The 23,564-nt window shown below is 71.2% G+C and carries 24 protein-coding genes; 13 read left to right on the top strand and 11 right to left on the bottom strand.

Annotation, left to right across the window (positions count from 1 at the left end; genetic code table 11):
* Positions 1 to 34 precede the first annotated feature (34 nt).
* Positions 35 to 625, top strand: a complete 591-nt coding sequence (locus tag ABD798_RS04065; RefSeq protein ID WP_344871130.1) for a GNAT family N-acetyltransferase — start codon at positions 35 to 37, stop codon at positions 623 to 625.
* On the opposite strand, the gene ABD798_RS04060 is transcribed toward ABD798_RS04065, so the two are convergent.
* Complete coding sequence (locus ABD798_RS04060; protein WP_425549156.1) at positions 613 to 1,512, bottom strand: glycosyltransferase family 2 protein; 900 nt, start codon at positions 1,510 to 1,512, stop codon at positions 613 to 615. The genes ABD798_RS04065 and ABD798_RS04060 overlap by 13 nt on opposite strands.
* Before the next feature lie 17 nt (positions 1,513 to 1,529).
* Here ABD798_RS04060 and ABD798_RS04055 point away from each other — a divergent pair, with 17 nt between their 5' ends.
* The 3 genes from ABD798_RS04055 to ABD798_RS04045 all read left to right on the top strand — a co-directional run bounded on the left by ABD798_RS04055 (position 1,530) and on the right by ABD798_RS04045 (position 5,463).
* Positions 1,530 to 2,657, top strand: coding sequence for a glycosyltransferase family 4 protein (locus ABD798_RS04055; protein ID WP_344871128.1), 1,128 nt, complete (start codon positions 1,530 to 1,532; stop codon positions 2,655 to 2,657).
* A 112-nt stretch (positions 2,658 to 2,769) separates the two neighbouring features.
* Positions 2,770 to 3,900 (top strand): glycosyltransferase family 4 protein, encoded by a 1,131-nt coding sequence (locus ABD798_RS04050; protein WP_344872838.1) that lies wholly within the window; start codon positions 2,770 to 2,772, stop codon positions 3,898 to 3,900.
* A gap of 690 nt (positions 3,901 to 4,590) precedes the next feature.
* Entirely contained in the window at positions 4,591 to 5,463 is an 873-nt protein-coding gene (locus ABD798_RS04045) for a glycosyltransferase family 2 protein (protein WP_344871126.1), read from the top strand.
* Here the strand turns inward: ABD798_RS04045 and ABD798_RS04040 are convergent.
* Positions 5,460 to 5,876, bottom strand: a complete 417-nt coding sequence (locus ABD798_RS04040) for a hypothetical protein (RefSeq protein ID WP_344871125.1) — start codon at positions 5,874 to 5,876, stop codon at positions 5,460 to 5,462. The two genes, ABD798_RS04045 and ABD798_RS04040, sit on opposite strands and share 4 nt — an antisense overlap.
* A gap of 112 nt (positions 5,877 to 5,988) precedes the next feature.
* On the opposite strand from ABD798_RS04040, the gene manB reads away from it, so the two are divergent.
* Positions 5,989 to 7,056: a mannose-1-phosphate guanylyltransferase gene (gene manB, locus ABD798_RS04035; RefSeq protein WP_344871124.1), complete on the top strand. Its 1,068-nt coding sequence runs from the start codon at positions 5,989 to 5,991 to the stop codon at positions 7,054 to 7,056.
* A gap of 189 nt (positions 7,057 to 7,245) precedes the next feature.
* On the opposite strand, the gene ABD798_RS04030 is transcribed toward manB, so the two are convergent.
* Positions 7,246 to 8,325: a phospholipase D-like domain-containing protein gene (locus ABD798_RS04030; RefSeq protein WP_344871123.1), complete on the bottom strand. Its 1,080-nt coding sequence runs from the start codon at positions 8,323 to 8,325 to the stop codon at positions 7,246 to 7,248.
* Positions 8,326 to 8,395: 70 nt separating this feature from the next.
* On the opposite strand from ABD798_RS04030, the gene ABD798_RS04025 reads away from it, so the two are divergent.
* Positions 8,396 to 9,313 (top strand): DNA-3-methyladenine glycosylase family protein, encoded by a 918-nt coding sequence (locus ABD798_RS04025; RefSeq protein ID WP_344871122.1) that lies wholly within the window; start codon positions 8,396 to 8,398, stop codon positions 9,311 to 9,313.
* Here the strand turns inward: ABD798_RS04025 and ABD798_RS04020 are convergent.
* From ABD798_RS04020 to ABD798_RS04010, 3 genes are read right to left on the bottom strand one after another with little or no spacing between them, the layout of a single operon-like run.
* Complete coding sequence (locus ABD798_RS04020) at positions 9,298 to 10,455, bottom strand: MAB_1171c family putative transporter (RefSeq protein WP_344871121.1); 1,158 nt, start codon at positions 10,453 to 10,455, stop codon at positions 9,298 to 9,300. The two genes, ABD798_RS04025 and ABD798_RS04020, sit on opposite strands and share 16 nt — an antisense overlap.
* Positions 10,452 to 10,955 carry an ImmA/IrrE family metallo-endopeptidase gene (locus tag ABD798_RS04015; RefSeq protein WP_344871120.1) on the bottom strand — a complete coding sequence of 168 codons (504 nt, stop codon included), beginning with the start codon at positions 10,953 to 10,955 and terminating at the stop codon, positions 10,452 to 10,454. Before ABD798_RS04015 ends, ABD798_RS04020 begins: the two co-directional genes overlap by 4 nt.
* Before the next feature lie 24 nt (positions 10,956 to 10,979).
* Positions 10,980 to 11,414, bottom strand: a complete 435-nt coding sequence (locus ABD798_RS04010; RefSeq protein WP_344871119.1) for an XRE family transcriptional regulator — start codon at positions 11,412 to 11,414, stop codon at positions 10,980 to 10,982.
* 130 nt (positions 11,415 to 11,544) lie between these two features.
* Here ABD798_RS04010 and ABD798_RS04005 point away from each other — a divergent pair, with 130 nt between their 5' ends.
* Positions 11,545 to 12,087, top strand: coding sequence for a hypothetical protein (locus ABD798_RS04005; RefSeq protein ID WP_344871118.1), 543 nt, complete (start codon positions 11,545 to 11,547; stop codon positions 12,085 to 12,087).
* A gap of 65 nt (positions 12,088 to 12,152) precedes the next feature.
* On the opposite strand, the gene ABD798_RS04000 is transcribed toward ABD798_RS04005, so the two are convergent.
* From ABD798_RS04000 to ABD798_RS03985, 4 genes are read right to left on the bottom strand one after another with little or no spacing between them, the layout of a single operon-like run.
* Positions 12,153 to 12,692 (bottom strand): NUDIX hydrolase, encoded by a 540-nt coding sequence (locus ABD798_RS04000; RefSeq protein WP_344871117.1) that lies wholly within the window; start codon positions 12,690 to 12,692, stop codon positions 12,153 to 12,155.
* The gene (locus ABD798_RS03995) at positions 12,689 to 14,050 is read right to left on the bottom strand and encodes a coenzyme F420-0:L-glutamate ligase (RefSeq protein ID WP_344871116.1); all 1,362 of its coding nucleotides are present in this window, start codon (positions 14,048 to 14,050) and stop codon (positions 12,689 to 12,691) included. Before ABD798_RS03995 ends, ABD798_RS04000 begins: the two co-directional genes overlap by 4 nt.
* Positions 14,047 to 15,048 carry a 2-phospho-L-lactate transferase gene (gene cofD / locus ABD798_RS03990; RefSeq protein ID WP_344871115.1) on the bottom strand — a complete coding sequence of 334 codons (1,002 nt, stop codon included), beginning with the start codon at positions 15,046 to 15,048 and terminating at the stop codon, positions 14,047 to 14,049. Before cofD ends, ABD798_RS03995 begins: the two co-directional genes overlap by 4 nt.
* Before the next feature lie 38 nt (positions 15,049 to 15,086).
* The gene (locus ABD798_RS03985; protein ID WP_344871114.1) at positions 15,087 to 15,836 is read right to left on the bottom strand and encodes a site-2 protease family protein; all 750 of its coding nucleotides are present in this window, start codon (positions 15,834 to 15,836) and stop codon (positions 15,087 to 15,089) included.
* A 174-nt stretch (positions 15,837 to 16,010) separates the two neighbouring features.
* Here ABD798_RS03985 and ABD798_RS03980 point away from each other — a divergent pair, with 174 nt between their 5' ends.
* Both ABD798_RS03980 and ABD798_RS03975 read left to right on the top strand, forming a co-directional pair.
* A complete protein-coding gene (locus ABD798_RS03980) occupies positions 16,011 to 16,382 on the top strand; it encodes a WhiB family transcriptional regulator (RefSeq protein ID WP_425549155.1) in 372 nt (123 codons plus the stop codon).
* A 75-nt stretch (positions 16,383 to 16,457) separates the two neighbouring features.
* A complete protein-coding gene (locus tag ABD798_RS03975) occupies positions 16,458 to 19,661 on the top strand; it encodes a glycosyltransferase family 2 protein (RefSeq protein ID WP_344871113.1) in 3,204 nt (1,067 codons plus the stop codon).
* A 181-nt stretch (positions 19,662 to 19,842) separates the two neighbouring features.
* On the opposite strand, the gene ABD798_RS03970 is transcribed toward ABD798_RS03975, so the two are convergent.
* Positions 19,843 to 20,316 (bottom strand): metallopeptidase family protein, encoded by a 474-nt coding sequence (locus ABD798_RS03970; RefSeq protein WP_344871112.1) that lies wholly within the window; start codon positions 20,314 to 20,316, stop codon positions 19,843 to 19,845.
* Between the two features lie 99 nt (positions 20,317 to 20,415).
* Between ABD798_RS03970 and ABD798_RS03965 the strand changes: the two genes are divergently transcribed.
* From ABD798_RS03965 to ABD798_RS03950, 4 genes are all read left to right on the top strand, one after another.
* Positions 20,416 to 20,769, top strand: coding sequence for a DUF3499 domain-containing protein (locus tag ABD798_RS03965; protein ID WP_344872834.1), 354 nt, complete (start codon positions 20,416 to 20,418; stop codon positions 20,767 to 20,769).
* A 115-nt stretch (positions 20,770 to 20,884) separates the two neighbouring features.
* Entirely contained in the window at positions 20,885 to 22,231 is a 1,347-nt protein-coding gene (locus tag ABD798_RS03960; protein ID WP_344871111.1) for a phosphomannomutase/phosphoglucomutase, read from the top strand.
* A gap of 22 nt (positions 22,232 to 22,253) precedes the next feature.
* Entirely contained in the window at positions 22,254 to 22,463 is a 210-nt protein-coding gene (locus tag ABD798_RS03955; RefSeq protein WP_086825841.1) for a Trm112 family protein, read from the top strand.
* Positions 22,464 to 22,468: 5 nt separating this feature from the next.
* Positions 22,469 to 23,551, top strand: a complete 1,083-nt coding sequence (locus ABD798_RS03950; RefSeq protein WP_425549183.1) for a hypothetical protein — start codon at positions 22,469 to 22,471, stop codon at positions 23,549 to 23,551.
* Positions 23,552 to 23,564 lie beyond the last annotated feature (13 nt).

Genomic DNA, 23,564 nt, shown 5'->3' with positions numbered 1-23,564 from the left:
ATGGTGACCTGCGCACCCAGGTAGGGAGGCAGTGATGGGCCAGCTTCGGATCCGGCCGCTGCACGAGCTGTCGGATGACCAGTTCGATGTCGTCCAGGACATCTTTGAGCAGGCATATCCCGACTGGCTGCGGTTGTCCATCGACGAGCTCGACGGCGGGAAGGGCTCCGATCGGATCGCCGTCGCCGGCATGTTCGACGAGGAGCCGGTTGGCTTCGCGGCCGTCCGCGTGCTCCCCCGATCGGGTTGGACTTTCCTCAGGTACTTCGCGATCGCCGCCGACCGCAGGCGCGAGGGCCTCGGCCGCCGGATGTGGACCGAGCTGACCGAGTACCTCGCGGTCAACGTCGCCCCGCGCCGCCTGTTGTGGGAGGCGCAGCTGCCCGAGCGCGCCGCTCCGGGCTCGCCGCAGCACGACGCGCGCAGCACCGCGCTGGCCTTCTACGAGTCCATCGGCGGCGAGGTGCTGCCGGTGCACGACTACGTGATGCCGACGACCCTCGGGCTGCCCGCCGAGCCGATGCTGCTGATGGCACTCGACCCGACCAGCCCGGTCAAGGACCCGAACGGCCTGGTCAAGGCGCTGCTGTCGGAGCACTACGGCGTCGAGCGCTACGAAGTGTGACCCGCCCAGCGGGCCCACACCTCGCGTCGCCGCGCGGAGTCGGCGAAGCGCCGCGTTCTCGGTAGGCGGACCAGCACCTCGCCGAGCACGCGCAACCGCAGCCGGACGGAGAAGTTCAGCGCGTCCGGCCTTGACCTGCGCAGCGGCAGCACGAAGGTCAAGGCCGCGAACTTGGCGAGCTGCCGCAACGCGGTGCCGGTCGGAGCGCAGCGCAGCAGCATGAGCAGGCGGTTGCGCTCGTTCCACAGGTGGAAGCTCCGCGATCCGGGCTGCGTGCTCACACCGTGCAGGTGGAGTGCGCGCGCGCTCGGAGCCGGGACGATCTCGTGTCCGTCGAGCCGGAGCCGCCACGCCGTGTCGGTGTCCTCGTAGTAGCAGAAGAAGCTCGCCGGAACGCCGCCGATCGCGCGGAGGACTCGCGTTCGCAGCAGCACCGCTCCGCCGCAGAACCCAAAGACTTCTTCGGTTTCGCGATCGATGTCGGCGCCGTGGCCGTCGTGGGTCAGCCGCACGCCGGTCGACTGCACCGCGCCGTTCGGGGTGAGCAGGACCGAACTGGCAGCCGCCGCGCGAGGGCTCGCGTCGAGCGCGCTTTCAAGTGCTTCCAACCATCCTGGCTCCGGCTCGGCGTCATCGTTGAGCCAGGCCACGAACTCCGTGCGCACGCGGGGCAGCGCCGCCGCGATCCCGCCCGCGTAACCGACGTTCTTGTTGAGCCGCAATACTTCCACGCCGTGCAGCAGCTCGGCGGTGCCGTCGTCGGAGGCGTTGTCCACCACGAGTGTCCTGTGTGGACGATCCTGGGCGCTGAGGGCGTCAAGGCACGCCTCGATGTGCTCGCGCCCCCGCCACGTCACGACGACCACCGTGCTCCGCACACCGCCCACCCTGGGAAAGTACCCGCATGCCGGAGTTGGTTGTGGTGGCGGAGCAGTTGCTGGCGCCCGTGCCTGGCGGGACCGCGCGGTACACCAGGGAGCTGGTGCGCGCGCTCGCGGCGACCGCGCCCGAGAACTGGGAGGTCAGCACCGTCGTCGCGCGGCACGCCGATCCGGGCTCGGCGATCGTCCCCGGCGCCAACGGACCGCGCGTGCTCAGCCTGCCCAGACGCGCGCTGACGGCAGCGTGGGAGCAGGGGCTGCCGTTGTGGCCGGGCGGCGACTCCGTGCACGCACCGACCCCTCTGGCGCCCCCGCGCGCGAAACGCGGGCGGAGTCTCGTCGTGACCGTGCACGACACCGTGCCGTGGACCCACCCCGAGACGCTGACCAGGCGTGGAGCGAGCTGGCACCAGCGCATGATCACGCGAGCCGTTTCGCGCGCTGATGCCATCGTCGTCCCGACCGCCGCTGTCGCCGCCGACCTCCGTCGCCACGCGCCCGGCCCGGTGGACGTCCAAGTGATCGGCGAAGGCGTTCCGGCGAGCCTGAGTGCGCCGACCGAAACGACTCGGGAAGCCGTTGTGCGGCGCCTCGATGTGCCGCGCCGATACCTGTTGGCGGTGGGCACCGTGGAGCCGCGCAAGGGCCTCGACGTGCTGATCAAGGCTTTGGCCGATGTCGAGGACGTGCCGCTGCTCGTCGTCGGCGCGCAAGGGTGGGGCGGCGTCGACCTGACCGCGCTCGCGCGCGCGGCGGGGCTGGATTCTGGGCGGGTGCGGCACTTCGGCGCGGTGACCGACGCGGATCTTGGAGTGCTGCTGCACGGGGCATCCGCCCTCGTTGCTCCGAGCCAGGCCGAAGGGTTCGGGCTGCCCGTGCTCGAAGCCATGGCCGCAGGGGTTCCCGTGGTCCACTCCGACGCGCCCGCGCTGGTCGAAGTGGCTGGCGGAGCCGGGATCTCCGTGCCCCGGAACGACTCCGCCGCGCTGGCCCGCGCCGTGCGAACCGTGCTGACCGACTCGGCCCGTGCCGCGGAGATGATCGAGGCGGGACGGCTCCGCGCGCAGGACCACAGCTGGGAAAGAGCGGCGCAGTTGGCTTGGCAAGTGCACCAACGGTGCTACGCGGCGGCGCGCGCGAAGATCACCTGATCAGGTCTTTGATCGTCTTCCCGTGCTCCCCGCCGTATCCGAATCCCCGAATGCCGACGTGTGCGAGCGCGCACGGGATTAGGCTACCCGGGTGGTGTTCCCCGATCCCCGCGTGCTCATCGACGCCACTTCCGTGCCCGCCGACCGCGGCGGGGTCGGCCGCTACGTCGACGCGCTCGTCGCCGCACTGGACGCTGACGGCTCCCTGATCACCGTCGTTTGCCAGCCGCGCGACGCCGAGCTGTACGGCAAGCTCGCACCGAACGCTCGCGTCGTCGTCGCCACCGAGACCGTCGCGACCAGGACCTCGCGGCTCACGTGGGAGCAGGCGACGCTGCCCGGGCTCGTCCGCAGGCTCAACGTGCAGGTCGTCCACTCGCCGCACTACACGGCTCCGCTGGCCAACCCCGTCGCGTCCGTCGTCACGCTGCACGACGCCACGTTCTTCACCGACGTGACACTGCACTCCTCCGTGAAGGCCCGCTTCTTCCGCGCCTGGACCAGGACCTCGCTGCGCCGCGCCGCCGTCTGCGTCGTGCCCAGCCGCGCCACCGCCTCCGAGCTGGTCCGCGTCGCCGGAGCCGACCCGCGCGCGCTGCACATCGCCCCGCACGGCGTCGAGCTCGACCGCTTCCACCCGCCCGCGCCGGAGGAGGTGCAGCGCGTCCGCGACGACCTCTCGCTGCGCGACTCCGAGTACGTCGCCTTCCTCGGCACCCTCGAACCGCGCAAGAACGTTCCCGCGCTCATCCGCGGCTTCGCCCGAGCTTGTCGCGGTCGCTCGAACCCGCCCGCGCTCGTGCTCGCCGGTCAGCCCGGGTGGGACAGCCAGGTCGAGCGCGCCCTGGACTCCGTCCCGCACCGCCTGCGCGTGATCCGCTCCGGCTACCTGCCCTTCGACAACCTCGCCGGATTCCTCGGCGGCGCCCAGCTCGTCTGCTACCCCAGCCTCGGCGAGGGCTTCGGCCTGCCCATGCTCGAAGCCATGGCGTGCGGGGCGTCCGTGCTCACCACGCGCCGCCTCAGCCTCCCCGAGGTCGGCGGCGACGCCGTCGCCTACTGCGGCGTGGGCGCCGGAGACATCGCCGCCGCCCTCTCCGACCTCTTCGACGACCCCGAACGCCGCGCTTCGCTGTCCGCCGCCGCCCAGCTCCGCGCCAAGGAGTTCACCTGGGCCGCCAGCGCCGCCAAACACCGCGACGCCTACGCCCGAGCCGCCGTGATCCACCGCCGAGGCCGCTAACCCCGCTTCCTCAGATCTCCTCAGAAGCCCTGAACGACCCGTTCAGTGCGTTGAGCGCACTAAACGACCCGTTCAGCGCCCTCAACGCACCAAACGAGGCTTTCGCGTACCCCGGAGCCGCGCGTGGGTCTTACGCGCTGAATGACTCATTGAGGTACTTGAGCGCCCTCAATGACTCATTCAGCACGCTCAACCACACAAACGCGGCATTGGCGCGCACCCACGCTCCCGCGCGCTCGCCACCGACCGCTCCGCACGTCCGCGCTCCGGCCCTGCCACCGCCGCACTCCGCCCCCGTTGGGTACGTAACCAATGCGGCATTGGTTACCTCTGGCGAAACAAATGCCACATTGGGTACACAAAAGTCCACTGTGGACAGTGGGTGGTGGGGTGAGAGGGATTCCGCCCAGGGGGTGCCAGTGGTTGGCGTGCGTCGGCGTTCGGAGCGATGCTGGAATCGGGGGGATCCCCGGGCGTACGAAAGCCACCCTCGTCCGCGCGGAGTGCGGCTGTGAGCACCGCGAACGTGGGGTGAGTGCTCGGGTGCGGGCTGGGCGGAGCCGCTCGGGTGTGCCGATGTCGGCGGCAGGCGGCTGAGCGGCAGGCTGCTGAGAGCTGGGGCGCTGAGCGCGGGTCGGGCCTTGGGAGCGGTCGAAGTGCGGCTCGCGCGGAGGTGCAGAATGTGACCCCGTGACCCGCGAACCCAAGTCCTACGGTGACGAGCTCGGCGTGATCACGGTGACGTACTCGCCGGGGGAGACCCTCGGCAGATTCCTGGACACGCTGGCCAAGGCGACCAGCCGCGACGTGCGCGTGGTGCTCGCGGACAACGGCTCAACGGACGGGGTGCCGGAGGCGGCGGCCGCCGAGCGGGCGAACGTCGAGTTCCTGCCGACGGGCGGCAACCTGGGCTACGGCGGTGGCGCGAACCGAGGGGTGGCGGCGCTGCCGGACTCGGTGGGCTGGGTCGTAGTGGCCAACCCGGACCTGGAGTGGGGCGACGGTTCGCTGGACGAGCTGCTCCAGGCGGCGCAGCGGTGGCCAAGGGGCGGCGCGTTCGGGCCGCTGATCCGCGAGCCCGACGGCGAGGTGTACCCGTCGGCGCGGCTGCTGCCTGAGCTGGGACGGGGCATCGGCCACGCCCTCTTCGGCAAGGTCTGGGCGGGCAACCCCTGGACCAGGCAGTACCGCCAGGAGGACAAGGCCGTTCGCGAGCGCGTCGCGGGATGGCTGTCGGGCTCGTGCGTGCTGATGCGGCGCGAGGCCTTCGACTCGGTCGCCGGGTTCGACCCGCGCTACTTCATGTTCTTCGAGGACGTCGACCTCGGAGACCGGCTGACCCGCAAGGGCTGGCAGAACGTCTACGTGCCCTCCGCCGAGGTCGTGCACATCGGCGGGGTCTCCACGGCGAAGGTCAAGCCGAAGATGCTGGCGGCGCACCACGACAGCGCCTACCGCTACCTCGCCGACCGCCACCCCGGCCCGCTCTGGGCGCCCGTCCGCCTCGCGATCAAAGCGGGCCTGGCACTGCGCCTGAAGCTGGAGGTCCGCGGCGCGCGCTAGGACCAGTTCTGCTGCTGCGGATGGGGATCGGTCCGCTGCTGGGGCGGGTACGGGTGCTGCTGCTGCGGCGGCACCTGCTGCTGGGGGTTCTGCGGCAGCTGCTGCGTCGGCTGGTTCTGCGGCATCCGCTGCGTCTGGCCCTGCTGCTGCCCCTGGCGCGGCTGCTGGAACTGCTCGGTGCGGTGCTGGGGGTGCTGTTGCTGCGGGTAGCGCACGGGCCGCCCGCCCTGGGGCAGCACCATCGTCGACTCCGGGTCGGAGCCGCGCGGATCGTTGGCCGCGATCACGATGCGCGGGATCTGCACCGTGTTCGCCGCGTCCATCGGGGAGGTGGCGTCGTCGGGCGTGACGACGAAGGAGCCTCGTGCCCTGGCGCGCGCCAGCAGCTCCTCGGCGCGTTCGCGGGGGTCCATTTCGCTGACCTCTCCTACCGCCGGGTCCTGGTGGGCCTCAACCTATCGTGCTCGGCATCTGCCAGAGTATTCGTTCGCCGGGCATCCGTCAGCCACCCAAGGAGCGAGAAGCATGAGCGTTGACGCCGTCCTGCTCGTCGGCGGAAAGGGCACCCGGCTGCGGCCGTTGACGCTCTCCGCACCCAAGCCGATGCTGCCGACCGCAGGTGTGCCGTTCCTCACGCACATGCTCTCCCGCATCCGCGCGGCCGGGATCACCCACGTCGTCCTGGGCACCTCGTACAAGGCGGAGGTCTTCGAGGAGCACTTCGGCGACGGCTCCCACCTGGGCCTGGAGCTGGAGTACGTGGTCGAGGAGGTCCCGCTCGGCACCGGCGGCGGCATCCGCAACGTCGCCGACCGGCTGCGCGGGGACACCGCGATGATCTTCAACGGGGACATCCTGTCCGGGGTGGACCTCGGCGCCGTGCTGAACACCCACCGCGAAGCCGATGCGGACGTGACCCTGCACCTGGTAAAGGTCGAGGACCCGCGCCGGTTCGGTTGCGTCCCGACCGACGCGGACGGCCGGGTGACGGCGTTCCTGGAGAAGACCGACAACCCGCCGACCGATCAGATCAACGCGGGTTGCTACGTGTTCCGCCGATCGGTGCTCGAATCCATCCCCGCGGGGCGCGAGGTTTCCGTTGAACGCGAAACATTCCCGGGGCTGCTCGCCGCCGGAGCGCGGGTGCAGGGGCACGTCGACGCCTCCTACTGGCTCGACCTCGGCACTCCCGCCGCGTTCGTGCAGGGCTCGGCCGACCTCGCGCGCGGCATCGCCCCGTCGGCCGCGTTGCCCAAGCCTGCCGGTGAGGCGATCGTGCTCGACGGCGCTGTGCTGCGCGAAGGTGCCACGGTCACCGGCGGTTCGACGATCGGCGCCGGTTGCCAGCTCGGCGTGGACGCGCGCGTTGACGGCGCTGTGGTCTTCGAGGGCGCGGTGATCGGCGCGGGTGCCGTGGTGGAGCGGTCCGTCATCGGCGCGCACGCGCGCATCGGTGACGGCGCGGTCGTTCGGGACGCGGTGATCGGCGACGGCGCCGTGGTCGGCGCGAACTGCGAACTGCGCGACGGCGTCCGCCTGTGGCCCGGAGTGCAGCTCCCCGACGGCGGCCTCCGCTTCTCCGCCGACTCCTGACCCCACCCGCCAATGCCGCGTTTGTGTGGTTGAGCGTGCTGAATGACTCATTGAGGGCGCTCAAGTACCTCAATGAGTCATTCAGCGCGTAAGACCCACGCGCGGCTCCGGGCTACGCGAAAGCCCCGTTTGGTGCGTTGAGGGCGCTGAACGGGTCGTTTAGTGCGCTCAACGCACCAAACGGGTCGTTCAGGGCTTAAGGGTGTTGAGGGTGGTGAAGTTGGTGCGGTACTGGTCGTGGAGGGGCGCGGAGTGCAGGCGCAGCAACGCCTCGTCGTTCTCGTGCAGGGCGCCGTTGGTGTAGTTGTGGCTGCCGGTGAAGACCCACTTGCTGTGCTTCTGCCCGGCGTAGGTGCCTTCGATGAGCATGTACTTCGAGTGCACGATGAAGTCGCCGGGGATCTTCTTCGCGGTGATGCGGGGGTGGTTCTTCAGATGAGCCGCGCTGCCCGCGTCGAGCTTGGTGTAGACGACTTCGACGCGGCACTTCTTGTCCGCCAGCGAGCGGAGTTTCGCGGCGATGCCGTCGCGGGTGAAGCTCCACATCGCCACGCGGATGATGGTGCCGCCCGCGCAGTCCACGTTGCCGAGCACGTTGGTGATGGTGTCGGAGCCCGCACGCGGGAAGAAGTAGGTCTTTGCGTTGCCGCTGAGGTCTGAGCGGAAGTAGTCGTTGTTCTTCTTCTGCGCCACCAGATCCGTGAAGTAGCGCAGATACGAGTTGTAGAGCCCGGTGTTCCCGGCGAGGGTCACCGCGTTGTTCCACATCTTCGTCGCGTTGCCCGGAGTGAGGTTCGCGGAGCCCTGCATCACGACGTTCTTCGAGCCCGAAGTGTCGGAGAACAGGAAGAACTTGTTGTGCATGATCGGTGTGCCGGCGTTGCCGATGCACGCGCGCCCCTTGGTGCACACGACAGCCCACGAGGGCATCGAGCGGTCGGTGCCGAGCTTCTTCACGAGGTCGACGGCGGCGGGCTTCGCGGAGTGCGTGCTGTCGAGCACCACGCGAACCTTCACACCACGGTCCCGCGCGGCAACGAGTTCGCCGAGAACCCCGGCGTCGTTGAAGTGGTAGATCGCGATGGAGACGGTCGAGCCCACGGCGGCGCCCTTGATCAGGGACCGCAGGTGGTCGACGATGACGCGCTGCTGCCCCGGAGTGCGCGGATCGTTGAACACCGCGCCGTCCCGCACTGCGGCGTCAGCGGGCAGGGTGATCGAGCCGGCCGCGACCAATCCGACGACCAGCGCTCGTAGTGAACGTCGCATCGCACGACTCTCCTCGCGCCCGCGTCATTCGTCAACCTTCCTTACAAACTCTCCGGGTAGCGTGCTGCGCGTGCGTGCGGCGAGTGCGGTCGAGACGGAGTGGGTGCCGGGGTTCGAGGTCGACCCCGTCGCACTGCTGCGCCCGCACCGGCGCGGCCACGCGGACCCGGCCTGGAAGCTCGACGCGCGCGGAACTGTTTGGCGTGCCTGCACAACACCCCTCGGCACGGCGACCCTCGCGGTCAGGCGCGGGGCCGCGCACGTGCGGGCGCGCGCGTGGGGGCCGGGCGCGGAGTGGGTGATCGACGGCCTGCCCGACCTGCTCGGCGCCTCCGACGACGACAGCGGTTTCATCGCGCACCACCCGGTCATCGTCGAAGCCCGAACGCTGCGCCCGGACCTGCGCCTGGGCTCGACGCGACGCGTGTGGGACGCCCTGCTGCCCGCGATCCTGGAGCAGAAGGTGACCGGCAAGGAGGCGTGGCGGACCTGGCGCGAGCTGTGCGCGCGCTTCGGCGAGCCGGCTCCCGGCCCCACACCCGAGCCCATGTTCGCGCCGCCGACGCCGGAGCGCGTGCGCGCGATCCCGGACTGGGAGTGGCACCGCGCCGGACTGGACGGAGCTCGTCGGCGCGCGCTGCTGGCCGCCGCGTCGGTCGCGGACCGGCTCGAAAGCGCGGCGGAACTCCGTGGTGTGCAAGGAAGAGACTTGCTCCGCCGCATCCCGGGGATCGGGGTGTGGACGGCCGCCGAGGTCGCTCAGCGAGCCTGGGGCGACCCGGACGCGGTGAGCTTCGGCGACTTCCATCTCGCGAAGATCGTCGGCTGGGCCCTGCTGGGACACGACATCGACGACGCGCGCCTGCACGAACTGCTGAAACCCTATGCGCCGCAACGGCAGCGGGCGATCCGCTACCTGGAGGGGGCCGGAGTGCGGCGACCGAGGTTCGGGCCGAGGTACTCCCCGCGCGACTACCGCGCGTTCTGAAGCTCGCGGAACGTGCGCTCGCGGATCTCGGCCACCACCGGCGAGCCCGTGAAAGCGCGGGAAACCGAAGTCAGCCAGGCTGTTTCTGACTCCACGCAAGGATCTTCCGCCGGAGCGCAGCGGCGCGAAGAGCCCCACTGGTGCCCGGCGTCGTGCGACACCAGCGCGGCGGCGAGCGACGAAGCCTCCACCAGCACGGCCAGCTCCCGGGAATCGGCGCCCGGAGCCGCCTCGCCCACCCAGCTGCCGATCTCCGGCGGCACGTACGGGCGCAGCGCGAGATCGCCGTCCCTGATCTCGATGATCCTGCGGTACAGGGCGAACTCCACGTTGCGCGGAAGCCTGCTCCGCGAGGTCAGCGCGATGCGGGGGAGCGCGCCGGTCAGCTCCGTCCACAGTGGACCGAGCGCGTGATAGCCCCGATAGGCGCTCACGCGGCGCAACACCTTGTCCCACCACGTCATCGTCGAGCCGACCAGCCACAGCAGCACCGACAGCACGCCGAGCACGCGGTCCACCGGCACGCGCCACGAGGGGGAGAGGTCGAAACCCAGCATCAGCAACGGTTGCAGCGAGGACCACGCGCCCCACAGCGCGCTGCACACCGCCGCCGCCATGATCGTCATCAGGCCGGAGCGGAACAGGCCGGGCTCGCACTGCCGCGCGTAGCGGCTGATCACGTGAACGAACACCGCGATGCAACCGGTGGCGTAAAACAGGAAAACCAGGCCGTAGGCGATCAGCGCGGGGTTGGACACGGCGGCGGCGAAGATGTTCGTCGAGAAGTCCTTGCCGGAGAAGGACATCAGAAAAGCCAGGATCGCCCACGTCGTGAAGAGCAGCGTGGGCAGGACACGCGGTGGGTGCTCGGCGCGAGGCGAGTACGCGATGCCGACGATGTGGTAGACCGCGAGCAGCTGAGCGAAGTTCCCCAGCAGGCGCGCGGTGTTGGGCATCGGCTGCACGAGCACGATCAGCCGCTCGACCTCCGGGGACAGCACCACCAGGCTCACCGCGAGCCACATCAGGAACAGCAGCAGGTGGCGCAGGCCGGGCGCGGTCGCGCGGTCGCGGGTCACCACCAGCTTGCGCACCACGACGGACACGATGAGCGCGCAGGTCGGCAGGTGGAACTCGATCATCCCTCGCGCCGCCCCTCGAAGATCGACTCCAAGCCGCCGAGGCCCGGGAACCGGTGCCGCGCGCGGCGAGCGCGGTGCAGCACGAGCGAGGCGAACAGCTCGGCCTCCTGCTCCTTCTCCTCGCTGTAGGAGGTCCTGCCGAGCACCCGCCGCACCAGCTCGGGGGAGAGGTTGGGCGTCAGCGCCGCCGAGATGGCGTCGTCCACCACCTCGTCGCCGACGTGCCCGCACAGCAGGTGACCGAGCTCGTGCACGAGGATGTGCTCTTGGTGCAGGGCGCTCGTGTCAGCCGCGTAGAAGATGTAGTCGGCACGGTCGGTCGCCGCGAGCACCCCGCACGGTGTGGCGGGCCGCGACGGCAGCTCGACCAGCTCGATCGGCCGTCCCCGTTGCGCGGCAAGGGTTTCCACGAAAACCCCGATGTCGAACGGATCGGGCAGCACCAGCTCGCCGACGATGCGCCTGCACCGGCGCCACAGCGCGAATCTCCTCGACCGCATGCGGAACTCAGCCCTCCCCCTGGCTCAGGTGCCGCGCTGGGCCTCCCTGCGCTCGATAGCATCGATGATGTCGTTCACCGTGCCAAGGCCTTCTTCCGAGAGGTTGACAGCGCGCAGCGCCATCCGCCGCACCTCGCTGTTGCGCAAGGCTCCGAGCAGGTCGAGTTCCCTGGCGATCTCCGCACCCCGCTCGTCGTCGAAGAAGTAGGCGGGCGGCACCTGGAAGAACTCGGCCAGCGCCTCCAGGTGGCGCTTGGTCGGGTTGTCCCGCCGCCCCGTGCGCAGCTGCCACAGGTAGGTCGCGGAGAAGGACTCGCCGGTGGCCTCCCGGCACGCCTTCGCCACCTCCTCGTGGCTGTGCTGATCGCCGTTCGGCCGTCGGACCACGCGGAACAGGTGGTCGATCTTCTCGGCCAGCACACCGTCCGCCGTGCTCTCCGCCGCCGCGTCCTCCGCCATCGATCCCTCCCCGAGTCCATGAGCCCAGATGGATGAAGATGCTACAGCCATTCGTCTCCGTTGACACGTGTCATAAGCTGAGATGGATGGGTCGGGGGATCAAGGAAATCTGAGTTTAGGGGGATCTACCGTGAAGAAGCTTGTTCTTGGTGCTGTTCTTGGAACCACTGTCCTTGGCGCGCTTGCGTTCTCGGCCGCACCCGCGATCGCGGCGCCCGCCGCCCAGCAGGGCCCGAGCATCGCGGAGACGCGGCTCTTCGACGGCCGTCAGATCGGCAGCACGCCGGGCCTGGCGATCGAGGGCGCGCTGAACTCGGCGTACAACCGCGCGTCGTGGGCCGGGTTCTCGCGCTCGCAGTGCTCGGTCGTGCGCACCCAGTACTTCCCGGTCAGCGGGGGCTACGACGGCTCAGCCGTGATCAGCTGCACGCGCCCGGGGGCCGCCAAGGCGGCGAAGTCGGACGTCGCGGTCGAGGAGACGCAGACCTTCCACGCGAGCAACTACGGCTCGGACAAGAAGCGGGCGATCAACGGCGCGCTCGAGACCGCGCGCAGGCACGCTGCGATCTCGGGGTACATCCCCACCGCGCAGTGCGTGACCGTGCACACCGACTCGTCGCAGATCAGCGTCGGGTTCTGGCACGCCAACGTCGTGATCAGCTGCACTCGCTGATCTCGGGGTAGGGGGGAACGGGGCCACGCGACCACCCCAGGGGCGCGTGGCCCCACTACCTCGGGTCAGCGCATCGCGAGCGCGCGGCGCACCAGGTCGGGGATCGAGTCCACATCGGACGGGAGCTCGTCCACCGGCCACCACTGGAGGTCCACCGACTCCTCGCTGCGAACCGGTTTCGCGCCAACGGGAGCGCGCACCACGAAGCGCACGTCCAGGTGCCGCGTCGGCACGCCGAGCGAGCAGGTGATCGGATGCACCTCGATGTGCACGGGGCGCGGATCGATCGTCAGGCCACGGATTCCGGACTCCTCGGTGGCCTCGCGCAGCGCCGCCGCGACGAGCGTGTCGTCCTCCGGCTCGCAGTGACCGCCGAGCTGGACCCAACGGCCGACGCGCGGGTGCAGCGTCAGCAGCACGTGCTCCGAGGTCGCGTCCAGCACGACCGCGGACGCCGTGATGTGCCCTGGGGCGCAAGCGCGTTCGCACGCGTCGGGGCGCGCCGCCAGGAAGGCGAGGATCGCGTGCTTGACCGACTGCTGCGCGTGATCCGCCGGCTCCCAGTCGGTCAACCGCCGGACGACGTCCGCGTGCAGCGTGCTCACAGTTCGACCAGTCCTTCCGCGAGCTCGCGCGGCGGGCGCGGGCTCGGATCGCCGTCCAACGGGTGCCCGACCGCGACGCCGCCCAGCGGCTCCCAGGTCGAAGGCAGGTCCAGCACGCCCCGCACCACGTCGGGGCAGAAGATCGTCGAGGAGACCCAGCAGGAGCCCAGGTTCTCCGCCGCCAGGGCCACGAGCAGGCCCTGCACGGCGGCTCCACCGGCGACGGTGAACATCGTCCGCTCGGCCTCGGACCTGAGCGCGTCCGGATAGGTGTGAGCACCTTCACGGAGGAGGAACGGCAGCACGATCTCCGGTGCCTCGTAAAGGATTCGACCTCGTCCCACACGGCGGTCGATGCGCTCGGGAGTCATCCCGTCGCCGGTCAGATCTGTGCGCCAGGCCTCGGTCATCGCGTCCAGCAGCTTCGACCGCAGCGCGCGATCACGCACCCACACGAAACGCACGGGCCGGGTGTGGTGCGGCGCGGGCGCGGTCAGCGCGGCGGCAACAGCCCTGCGCACAGCGCCGGCGTCGACCGGGCGGTCGTGGTCGTAGAAGCGCACGGAGCGCCGCGTCAGCACGGCCTCGCGGCGGCCCTGCGCGATGGCCAGATCGGTGCCGAGCCGGAACAGGTCCTCTTCCAACGGCCGCAACAGGTCCCGCGCCGTCGTCCCATCGTCCACATAGGACATTCCGCGCACCACGGCGACCGGGGTCCCGCCGAGCTTGCCCTTGACCAGGTCACCTGCCGCCGCCAGCTCGTCGGCGATGGCGATCATGGTCACCGCCAGCTCGTTGCCCTGCGCGTCGACCTTGCCCTGGTAGCCGTGGATCACCGGCAGTCCGGCCGAGCCGATCGCGACGTCGGTCTGGCCGATCCGCCAGGTCCTGCCCATCGTGTCGGTGATCACCACGGCCACCTCGACGCCGAGCTTCTCCCTGACGCCCGCGCGCAGTGCGGCGGCCGAGGCGTCGGGATCTTCGGGCAGCAGCGCGATCTCGTCGCCCGCGACGTTGGAGGCGTCCACCCCGGCCGCCGCCTGGATGATGCCGAGGCGGTTGCGGGTGATCAGCGTGTTGCGGAACTGGGCGACGACGGCGTCGGACTCCGCGCGCACCAGCTCCCTGCGCAGCCGCTCCCTGCCCTCCTTGTCCGCGGGCGCCGAGACCAGTCGTCCCTCCACTTTGGACACGATCTTGCTCGTCACCACGAGCACGTCCCCGTCGCGCAGCCACGGCGCCGCCGAGGTGATCGCGCCGAGCAGGTCATCGCCCGGGCGGAACTCCGGAAGCCCTTCGACCGCAAGCACTTCGACCTTCGGCGAAGCGTGGTCGGCGGGGGCGGTGGTTTCGGTCACGCTGAGACTCCCGCGAGAGAGAACGCCTCGGCCACCATCGCCGAGGTGGCGTCGACATCGGTCATGAGCATCGGCGCGGACACCACCCGCACGCCGGGGACGTCCGCGCTGTCGCCGGTGTGCACCAGCCAGCCGTCCAGCAGCCCGTCGGCCGAGGCCGTGCGGGAGCCGTAGTGCCTGCCGACCGCCTGCGCGCTGGTCTCCACGCCGATCGCGGTCAGGCACGCGTCCGCCATGCCCCGCAGCGGCTTGCCGTCGATGATGGGCGAGATCCCGATCACCGGCGCCTTGCCCTCGCGCAGCGCCGCCCTGATGCCGGGCACCGCCAGCACCGTGCCGACGCTGACCACCGGGTTCGACGGGGCCAGCAGCACCACGTCGGCCTCGGCGATGGCGTCCAGCACGCCGGGAGCGGGCTTGGCCTCCTCCGCGCCGACCGCGACGATCGCGTGCGCGGGCAGTGAGGCGCGGTGGCGCACCCACCACTCCTGGAAGTGCACGGCGCGGCGCTCGCCGGAGTCCGGGTCGTCGATGGCCACGTGCGTCTCGACGCGGTCGTCGCTGGCGGGCAGCAGGGTCACGCCGGGCTGCCACCGGTCGCACAGCGCGGCAGTCACCTCGGAGAGGGGGAAGCCCGCGCGCAGCATCCTGGACCGGACCAGGTGCGTGGCGATGTCCCGGTCGCCCAGCCCGAACCACGTCGGGTCGGCGCCGTAGGCCGCCAGCTCCTCCTTGACCGTCCAGCTCTCCCCGGCCCTGCCCCACCCGCGCTCGGAGTCGATCCCGCCGCCCAGGGTGTACATGCAGGTGTCCAGGTCAGGACAGATCCGCAGCCCGTGCATCCAGACGTCGTCGCCGGTGTTCACCAGCGCCGTGATCCGGTGGGGGGACTCGCCCGGCCCGGCGGTGACACCGACTGCGGGCATGCCGAGCGCGGCCTTCACCCCCAGCAGGAACCGGGCTCCGCCAACACCGCCGACCAGCACAACGACCTTCACGAAGGGCCATCCTCGCACGCGTGGTCCTGGCGCCGGGCTCAGCGCCAGAACATGAACAGGTACTGCCCCACGAGCGCGGCGAAGGCGTTCCCGCCGACGAGCCCGAACAGGGCCTGGGACACGCTGTGGAACGCCGCGCCGATCGGCGGAATTCCGATCAGCACCGCGAACAGCACCAGCGGCGCCCACTGGCGGGCCTTGGCGCCCATCTCCTGCCAGCGGTAGGGCAGGTAGGGCTCGATCGCGCCGTACCCGTCGAGGCCCGGCACCGGCAGGATGTTCAGCACGAAGGCCATGACCTGGAGCAGCGCCAGGTAGGACAGCCCGGCGGCCAGTCCCGGTGCCGGTTGGGTGATCGCGACGGCGAGTGCGAGAACGATTCCGAGAACGAGGTTTGCCAGCGGCCCGGCAAGGGAAACAGCGGACTCAGCCCGCTTGTCGCGCAGTGCGTGCCGGTTGATCCAGACCGCGCCGCCCGGCAGCGGGATGCCGCCGATCGCCAGGAAGAGCAACGGGAGCAGCAGGCTGAGCACTGGATCGGTGTAGCGGCGGGGATCCAGGGTCAGGTAGCCCTTGAACACCACCGAGTGGTCGCCCCCGCGGTAGGCGAAGAACGCGTGCCCGAACTCGTGCAGGCACAAAGAAGCCGTCCACCCCCCAAGAACTGTGAGCACGATGCCGATGGTCATGACGACCTCGGTGTCCACAGTAGACAGGAAGCAGCCGACAGCAGTGATCGCCAGGATGAGCAGGAACAGGGGGCTCGGTCGTACCGCTTGTCGGATCACGCGGCCAGTCTGCCCGTGCCCGCGTGGGCGTATCCAGCCGCATGGGGGGTCCCCCGTCGTGTGTACTTGGCTTGACCCCCTTGCATCACACGGGTGTAATCACATTGGTGTCATTCGCCGGGAGAGAGGGCGAATGGGTCCGCCAACCGGGGAGCGGAAGGCGAGGAGGCGGACGTGATGAAGGACGAAGGAAACCGCGTGGGACCGCGGGGGGAAGCCGCGCCCACGGGACTCGGGGTCATCGCCGACCTGTTCGAGAGCGACGATGACGAGTTCGACTGGCAGGAAGAAGCGCTGTGCGCGCAAACGGACCCGGAGGCGTTCTTCCCCGAGAAGGGCGGTTCCACCCGTGAGGCCAAGCGCATCTGCGGCGGCTGCGCCGTCCGGTCGGAATGCCTCGAATACGCACTCGCGCACGACGAACGCTTCGGGATTTGGGGCGGTTTGTCCGAGCGCGAGCGGCGCAAGCTGAAGAAGCGGCCGGAGGACGTGCTCCTGATGGACGGCGGCCTCGCCGTCGAACAGGTGGACGGGCTGACCGCCTGAGTGCCGGACCGTGCTGACGCCGTAACGTGACCCCGTAAGCGCTCGGGGTCACGTTCGGCAGCGGGAGGCCATGCGGTGGCGGGGTTGTCGCACGTCGATCGCGGGACTCCGCTGTTGCGGACCGCGCCGGTGCTGGCCGTCCTGGTCTGCCACGACGCCGATCCCTGGCTCCAGGACGCCCTCGCGGCGCTGCGCGGGCTCACCCTGCGGCCACGGCACATCCTGGCCGTGGACACCGGTTCCGTCGACGGCACAGCGGAAACGCTGCGCGCCGCGTGCACCGGCGTCGACAAGACCCTCGACGGAGTCCTTACCCTGCCGAGGGAAACCGGATTCGGCGCGGCCACCGCCGCCGCCGTGACCGCCGCGCTCCAGCGCTGGGGCGATCCCGGCCAGTGGATCTGGCTGCTGCACGACGACTGCGCGCCCGAACCCGACTGCCTCGCGGCGCTGTTGACGGTCGCCGAGGTGTCCCCGTCCGCCGCCGTGCTGGGCCCGCTCTGTCTGGAGTGGACGGACCCCAGGCTGGTGGTCGAAGCGGGCGTCTCCACCGACTCCTCCGGGCACCGGCAGACCGGACTCGGGCCGGACGAGCTGGACTGGGGCCGCTACGGCGAGCCGGGGACGGTCGGCGTCTGGATCGAGCAGAACACCGAGGCGCTCGCGGTGTCCTCGGCCGGAGCGCTGGTGCGGCGCGAGGTCTGGCAGAAGCTGCGCGGCTTCGACGAGGCGTTGCCACTGTTCGGCGACGACATCGATTTCGGCTGGCGGGCAAACCTCGCCGGGTACGTGGTGATCGTCGTGCCCGCCGCGCGAATCCGGCACGCCGCCGCCGCGTCGAAGGGCAAACGTTCGCTCGACGCACTCGACCGGAATTCCGGACTGTCTCGCGGTTTCCTCGCAATGCGGGCGCGGCGAGAACACGGTCTGCGCACGGTTCTGGTCAACGGAACGCTGTTGTCGTTCGTGCTCGGGCTGCCCCGGCTGGCGATTCTCGGACTGCTGCGCGGAATCGGATTCGCCTTGCTGCGCCGGTTTTCCGAGGCGCACGCGGAACTGAGCGCGACCGTTCGCCTGCTCGGCGGGCGAACCGGACTCCTGGCCGCTCGACATGATCGACGTTTTCACCGGGATCCCGAGGCGCGCGATGTTCGCGGACTGTTCACCTCGCGGCTGACCAGGCTGCGCAACGCATTCCGCGGCGGATTGATCCACTTCCTGCGCAGCAGGCTCCGCGCCGATGCCGCGCTCGGCAGGTTGCCCGCGAGGGCGGACCGCCTGCCGAACTGGACGCCCTCGGCCCAGGTCGGTCCGCCCGCGCTCCCGGCGGGCGCGCTCGGGCGTGGTGCGCGGCCGAAACGGCAGGCAGCGGGGCTCCGCCGCCCGGCGCGCGCCGTCGTCGTCGAGGTCTCCGAGCCCGCCGCTTTCCGGCCCAGCCCCCGGCCGCGCGCGTCGGTCGAGGCTCCTGCGCCTGAGCTGGTGGTGGTCGAGGTCGACCGCGCGCGCGTCGTCCGCGAGCTGCTGCTGTCCCCGGCCGTCCTGCTCGTCGCCGTGTTGGCCCTGCTCGCCTGTGCGATCCACTCGGCCCGTTTGGGCGGAGTTCTCTCCGGCGGCGCGCTGCTCCCGATCGGCGACCTCGGGCAGACGTGGTCGGAGTACCTGGCGAGCTGGCACGGAGTCGGCGGCGGCACCACGGCTTCGGCAACCCCGGCGCTCGCGGTGCTGGGCTCGCTCGGCGCTCTGCTCGGAGGGCCTCCGGTCGCGGTGGCGGTGCTGCTGCTCGGCGATCTTCCGCTGTCCGGCCTCGCCGGGTACCTCGCGACACGGCGGCTCCGCGTGGCGCGGTGGGTTCGTGCCGTCGCCGCCGCTGCCTACGCGCTGCTTCCCGCCGCGACCGCCGCCACGGCGCAGGGCAGGCTCGATGTCGTTGTGGTGCACGTGTTCCTGCCGCTCGTGCTCGCGGGCGTGGTGGGTGCTGTCCGGCCCGCCCCGGGCTCCTGGCTGTCGCGGGCCTCGGGCACCGCGCTCGGCATCGCGGTGATCGGCGCGTTCTCGCCACTGACCCACGTGCTGGTGCTCGTCGTGGCTGTGATCGCGTTCGTGCTCCTGGGCGGGCGCGTGATCACGTTGGCGGCGATCGTTTTGCTGCCCTTGGGGTTGTTGCTGCCATGGCCCGTCGTGGTCGTGCAGCACCCCGAAATGCTGCTGCCCGGAGGCCCGTCCGCGTCCGCGCTCTCCCTCGCTGCGCTGAGCCCCGGTGGTCCCGGCGCGACGCCGTGGGTCGGCTTCGCGGTCCTCGCGGCGGTGCTGCTCGCCGTCGTTGTGTGCCCGCGCCGCGAGGTGCTGCCAGGCGTCGGGCTCGCGGTGCTCGGCGCTGTCGTTGTGGCGGTGGTTCCCGGGTTCGCGGGTGCTCCGCTGCTTCTCGTCGGCTGTGGGCTGCTGTGGATCGTCCTGACGGCGGTGGCTCACGGAGCGCGTCCGCTGGCTTTCGTCGCGCCCGTCCTTCTGCTCTGGCTCACCGTGGGCGCGCTCGTCGTAGGGCGCGAGGGACCGTTGCGCGCTGGGGAGGAGGCGGTGCTCGGCAAGACCCAGGCCGCTGAGCTGGCCGCGACCTCCTCCTGGCAGTTGATCGTCGACGAGCGGCCGTCGTTGGTGCTGGGCCGCTCACCGCGCTTCGGCGATGCGGAGCTTCGGCCGCGCACCCCCGCGATGGCTGCGGGCTTCACGAGCTTCGACCAGCCAGCGGTGCGCGCGGCGGTGTCTCGCGCGGCGGCGGCCGGAGTGCGGTTCGTCGTCCTGCCCGACTCGGAGACGTCGAACCGCGTCCAGGCGTTCGCGGCCGACCTCGTCGCGACCGTTCCGGCGCGCTCCGACGGCAGGCCCGTGCTCCGCCTGCTCCGCGTGCAACCGCCCGCCGTCCTGCTGCCCGCCGACGTCGGAGTGCTCGCGCGCTCCACCTCGCCGCCCCCGTCGGAGCTGGCTGGCGCGGTCCCCGTGCCCGGCGAACCCCCGTCGGTCGCCGTGCGCGTTTCGCGAGGCGCCGAGGCGCGGCTGCTCGTCCTCGCCGCCGTGGACGAGCCCGGCTGGCGCGCTTCGATCGACGGCGAACCCGCCAACCTCACCCGCGCGTGGGGCGGTCAGGTCGCGCTCACGCTCCCCGGCCGCGAGGTCGAGGTCCGCGTGGAGGTCGCCACCGGTTCACGGGACGTCCTGCTCCTCGTCCAGGCCTTCGCCGCCCTCTTCGCCCTCCTCACCGCCCTCCCCACCCGCCGCCCTTGAGCGCTGAACGACCCGTTCACTGCGTTGAGCGCCCTGAACGGGTCGTTTGGTGCGCTCAACTCCCTGAACGGGTCGTTTGGTGCGTTGAAGTACCCAAACGACCCGTTCAGGGCTTAAGCGAGGGAGAAAGACGCGGAGTGATCTTGGTCGCGTCTGCGGTGTGGGGTGGATGCCTAGGTGGTCACTCGCCGTCGACGATGTCGGGGTCGAGGCCGAGGTAGCTGGCCACCTGCTCGATCAGCAGGTCGTGGACGAGGTCGGAGAGGTCGGCGCCGTCGCGCGCGCGGGCTTCGAGCGGGCGGCGGTAGAGCACGATCCGGGCCCTGGTCGGCACGCCCCGGCTGTCCACCCCGGCGGGCACCAGGCGGGCCAGCGGGACGCTGCCGTCCTCCACCACGTCCTCGCCCCAGGAGAGCTCGTCGGGAGCGGATCCGAGCACTTCGGGGACGTCGTCGACGGCCACGTCCAGCTCGGTCAGCTCGGTGCGCCAGCGGGCCTCGATGGGCTCGAGGGCCTCCAGCACGACGGCGTCGAAGCGCTCCGAGCGGCTGCGCGCCGCGGGGAGGTTGGCGGGGTAGAGCTGTCCCCGCAGTCCTCGGCCGTGCCGGTCCCGCCTGCGCGGGTTCCTTCGCTGTGCCCCGTGAGCCGTCACCACGGCCCGCAGAGTACGCCGGTCGGCCGCAGCACCGTGTGTCATCAGCGTGCCTGACGACGCCACGCCCCGTGAAGCGCTATCGTCCCCATCGTGCGCAGCGTGAGGCAATGCTCGCGGACCGGGTGTGTCAACCCGGCTGTTGCCACGCTCACCTATGCCTACACCGACTCCACCGCTGTGGTCGGGCCCCTCGCCACCTACGCCGAACCGCACAGCTACGACCTGTGCGAAGTGCACGCGATGCGCCTGACCGTCCCCCGCGGCTGGGAGGTCGTGCGGCACGAGGGCGAGTTCACCGTCCCGCAGCCCTCCGTCGACGATCTCACCGCGCTGGCCGAGGCCGTGCGCGAGGCGGGCAGGGCCGACCGCCCGGTCGACCGCCCGGAGATCTCGGTGGGCACCGGACGCCGTGGCCACCTCCGGGTCCTGCCCGATCCCAACGACGACCGATAGGGCACCGCGACCGCCGAGTGCCGAGTGGCCGGGGGAGCCTCAACCGCTCGCCGGTAGGCTGCTGCCGTCAGTTCGTTGACGGAAATCCTCCCGTAGCCGACCAGTTGGAGATGGCGTGCGCGACCTGTCCGGCATCGTGAAGGCATACGACATCCGCGGGGTGGTGGGAGAGCAGATCGACGTCGACGTCGTTCGCGAGCTCGGCGCCGCCTTCGCCCGCTTCGTCGGCGGGCCGGCGGTGGTGATCGGCTACGACATGCGCGACTCCTCGCCGTCGCTGTCGGCCGCCTTCGCCGAGGGCGTCACCGGCCAGGGCGTCGACGTGGTCGACATCGGCCTGGCCAGCACCGACATGCTCTACTTCGCCTCGGGGCGGCTGGAGCTGCCCGGCGCGATGTTCACCGCGAGCCACAACCCGGCGAAGTACAACGGGATCAAGCTCTGCCGCGCGGGCGCCTCGCCGGTCGGCCAGGACAGCGGCCTGTCGGAGATCCGGCAGATGGTCGAGGACGGCGTCCCCGGCTTCCTCGGCGCCAAGGGCAGCGTGTCCAAGCGCGACATGCTCGACGGCTACGCGGAGTTCCTCGGCACGCTGGTCGACCTCTCCGGCATCCGCCCGCTGAAGATCGTGGTGGACGCGGGCAACGGCATGGGCGGCTACACCGTGCCCAGGGTCTTCGACGGCCTGCCGATCGAGGTCGTGCCGATGTACTTCGAGCTGGACGGGAACTTCCCCAACCACGAGGCCAACCCGCTGGACCCGAAGAACATCGTCGACCTGCAGGCGAAGGTCCGCGAGGTCGGCGCCGACGCGGGGGTCGCCTTCGACGGCGACGCCGACCGCTGCTTCGTGGTGGACGCCGACGGCGCCCCGGTCTCGCCGAGCGCGATCACCGCGCTGGTCGCCGTGCGCGAGCTGGCCAAGGACCCCGGCGGCACGATCATCCACAACCTGATCACCTCCAAGGGCGTTCCGGAGATCGTCACCGAGCACGGTGGCAAGGCTGTGCGCACCCGCGTCGGGCACTCCTTCATCAAGCAGACGATGGCCGAGACCGGCGCGATCTTCGGCGGCGAGCACTCGGCGCACTACTACTTCCGCGACTTCTGGCGGGCCGACTCCGGCATGCTGGCCGCGCTGCACGTGCTGGCCGCGCTCGGCGAGATCGACGGGCCGCTGTCGGAGCTGATGGCCCAGTACTCCCGCTACTCGGCCTCCGGGGAGATCAACTCCACGGTCGCCGACCAGGCGGGCCGGATGGACGCCGTGCGCGAGGCGTTCGCGGGTGACGGCGTGGAGATCGACGAGCTGGACGGCCTGACCGTCGACCTGGGCGAGGGCTCCTGGTTCAACCTGCGGGCGTCCAACACCGAGCCGCTGCTGCGGCTGAACATCGAGGCCCCGACCGAGGAGGCCGTCGCCGCGCTGCGCGACCGCGTCCTCGCGATCGTCCGAGCCTGAAGCCGCTGGAGGAGACGAGAACATGGCCGTACAGCTCGACGCCCAGCTGCTGGAGATCCTGGCGTGCCCCGGCGATGACCACGGAGCCCTGGCGACCGGAACCCCGGACGACGCCGAGGCCGACTACCTGACCTGCACCGTGTGCGCCCGGCGCTACCCGGTGCGCGACGGTATCCCGGTGCTGTTGCTCGAGGAGGCCGAGGGCGGCCCCGAGGACTCGGCGAAGGCGTGACGGTGTTGCTCGACGACACGCTGCTGGACGACCCGCGCCGGCTCCAGGACGCCGACGGCGGCGGGCTGCTGCGCGCCGCCGCGATGGCGGGCGCCCAGGTCCGGGCCACCGAGGAGGCCGCGATCGAGGGCGGCATCGAACGGCTGGTCGGCCGTGACCGGCCACGCGCCCTCGTGCTGCTCACCAGGCCGGGGGTCGGGCCCGCGAGCGCCCAGCTGCTGGCCGCGCTGCTCGGCCCGGCCTGCCCGGTGCCGGTGGTGCTCTCCGACGTGGTGCCCGGCTGGGTCGGCGCGCTGGACGTGGTGATCGCGCACACCGACGACCCCGGTGACCGCGTGCTCGCCGAGTCCGTCGAGCTCGCGACCAGGCGCGGTGCCCGCATGGTCATCACCGCCCCGGAGAGCGGCCCGGTCGCCCAGGCCGCCGCGGGGCGGGCGCTGCTGCTGCCGCCCCGCATCCCGGTCCCGGGGGCGCTGAGCTTCGCCAGGGTGCTGGCCGCCGGGCTGATCACCCTCTCCACCCTCGGCCTGCTGCGCGCGGACCTGCCCGCACTGGCCGACGAGCTCGACCGCGAGGCCGAGCGCGACCACCCGATGCACGAGTCCTTCGTGAACCCGGCGAAGTCACTCGCGCTGCGGCTGGCCGACCGGACCCCGCTGCTGTGGGGACTGGACCACGCGGCCACCGCGGTCGCGGCGCACGGGGCGCTCGCGCTGGCCTCCTTCTCCGGGGTCGTCGCGGACGTCGCGGGCTACCCGCAGGCCGTGATCAGGCCCGCGCTGCACCGCGCGGCGGTCAGCGCGACCAGCCAGGCCGACATCTTCGCCGACCCGGACGACGACGAGGGCGTTCCGCCGCGCGTGCTGCTGCTGGCCGTCTCGCAGGGGCCGGTCGCCGACGCCGCGCGCATGGCGGCCTCGGAGTCGCTGCGCGGGGCCGACGTGATCGCACCCGCCGAGGAGGTCACCGGGGACGAGGCGCTGCGGGCCGCGCTGCTCGCGGTGCGCTTCGACCTCGCCGCCCTCTACCTTGGTCTCGCTGCCGGACGCCTCGGCGGCCCTGGGATCGTGTCCCCGGCCGCGCTCTGAGAGTCTGGTCTCG

The organism is Allokutzneria multivorans (genome assembly GCF_039537405.1).
Classification (GTDB): Bacteria; Actinomycetota; Actinomycetes; order Mycobacteriales; family Pseudonocardiaceae; genus Allokutzneria; species Allokutzneria multivorans.
Note: the sequence above shows the minus strand (reverse complement) of the source record. Positions and strands in the feature narration are given on the sequence as shown.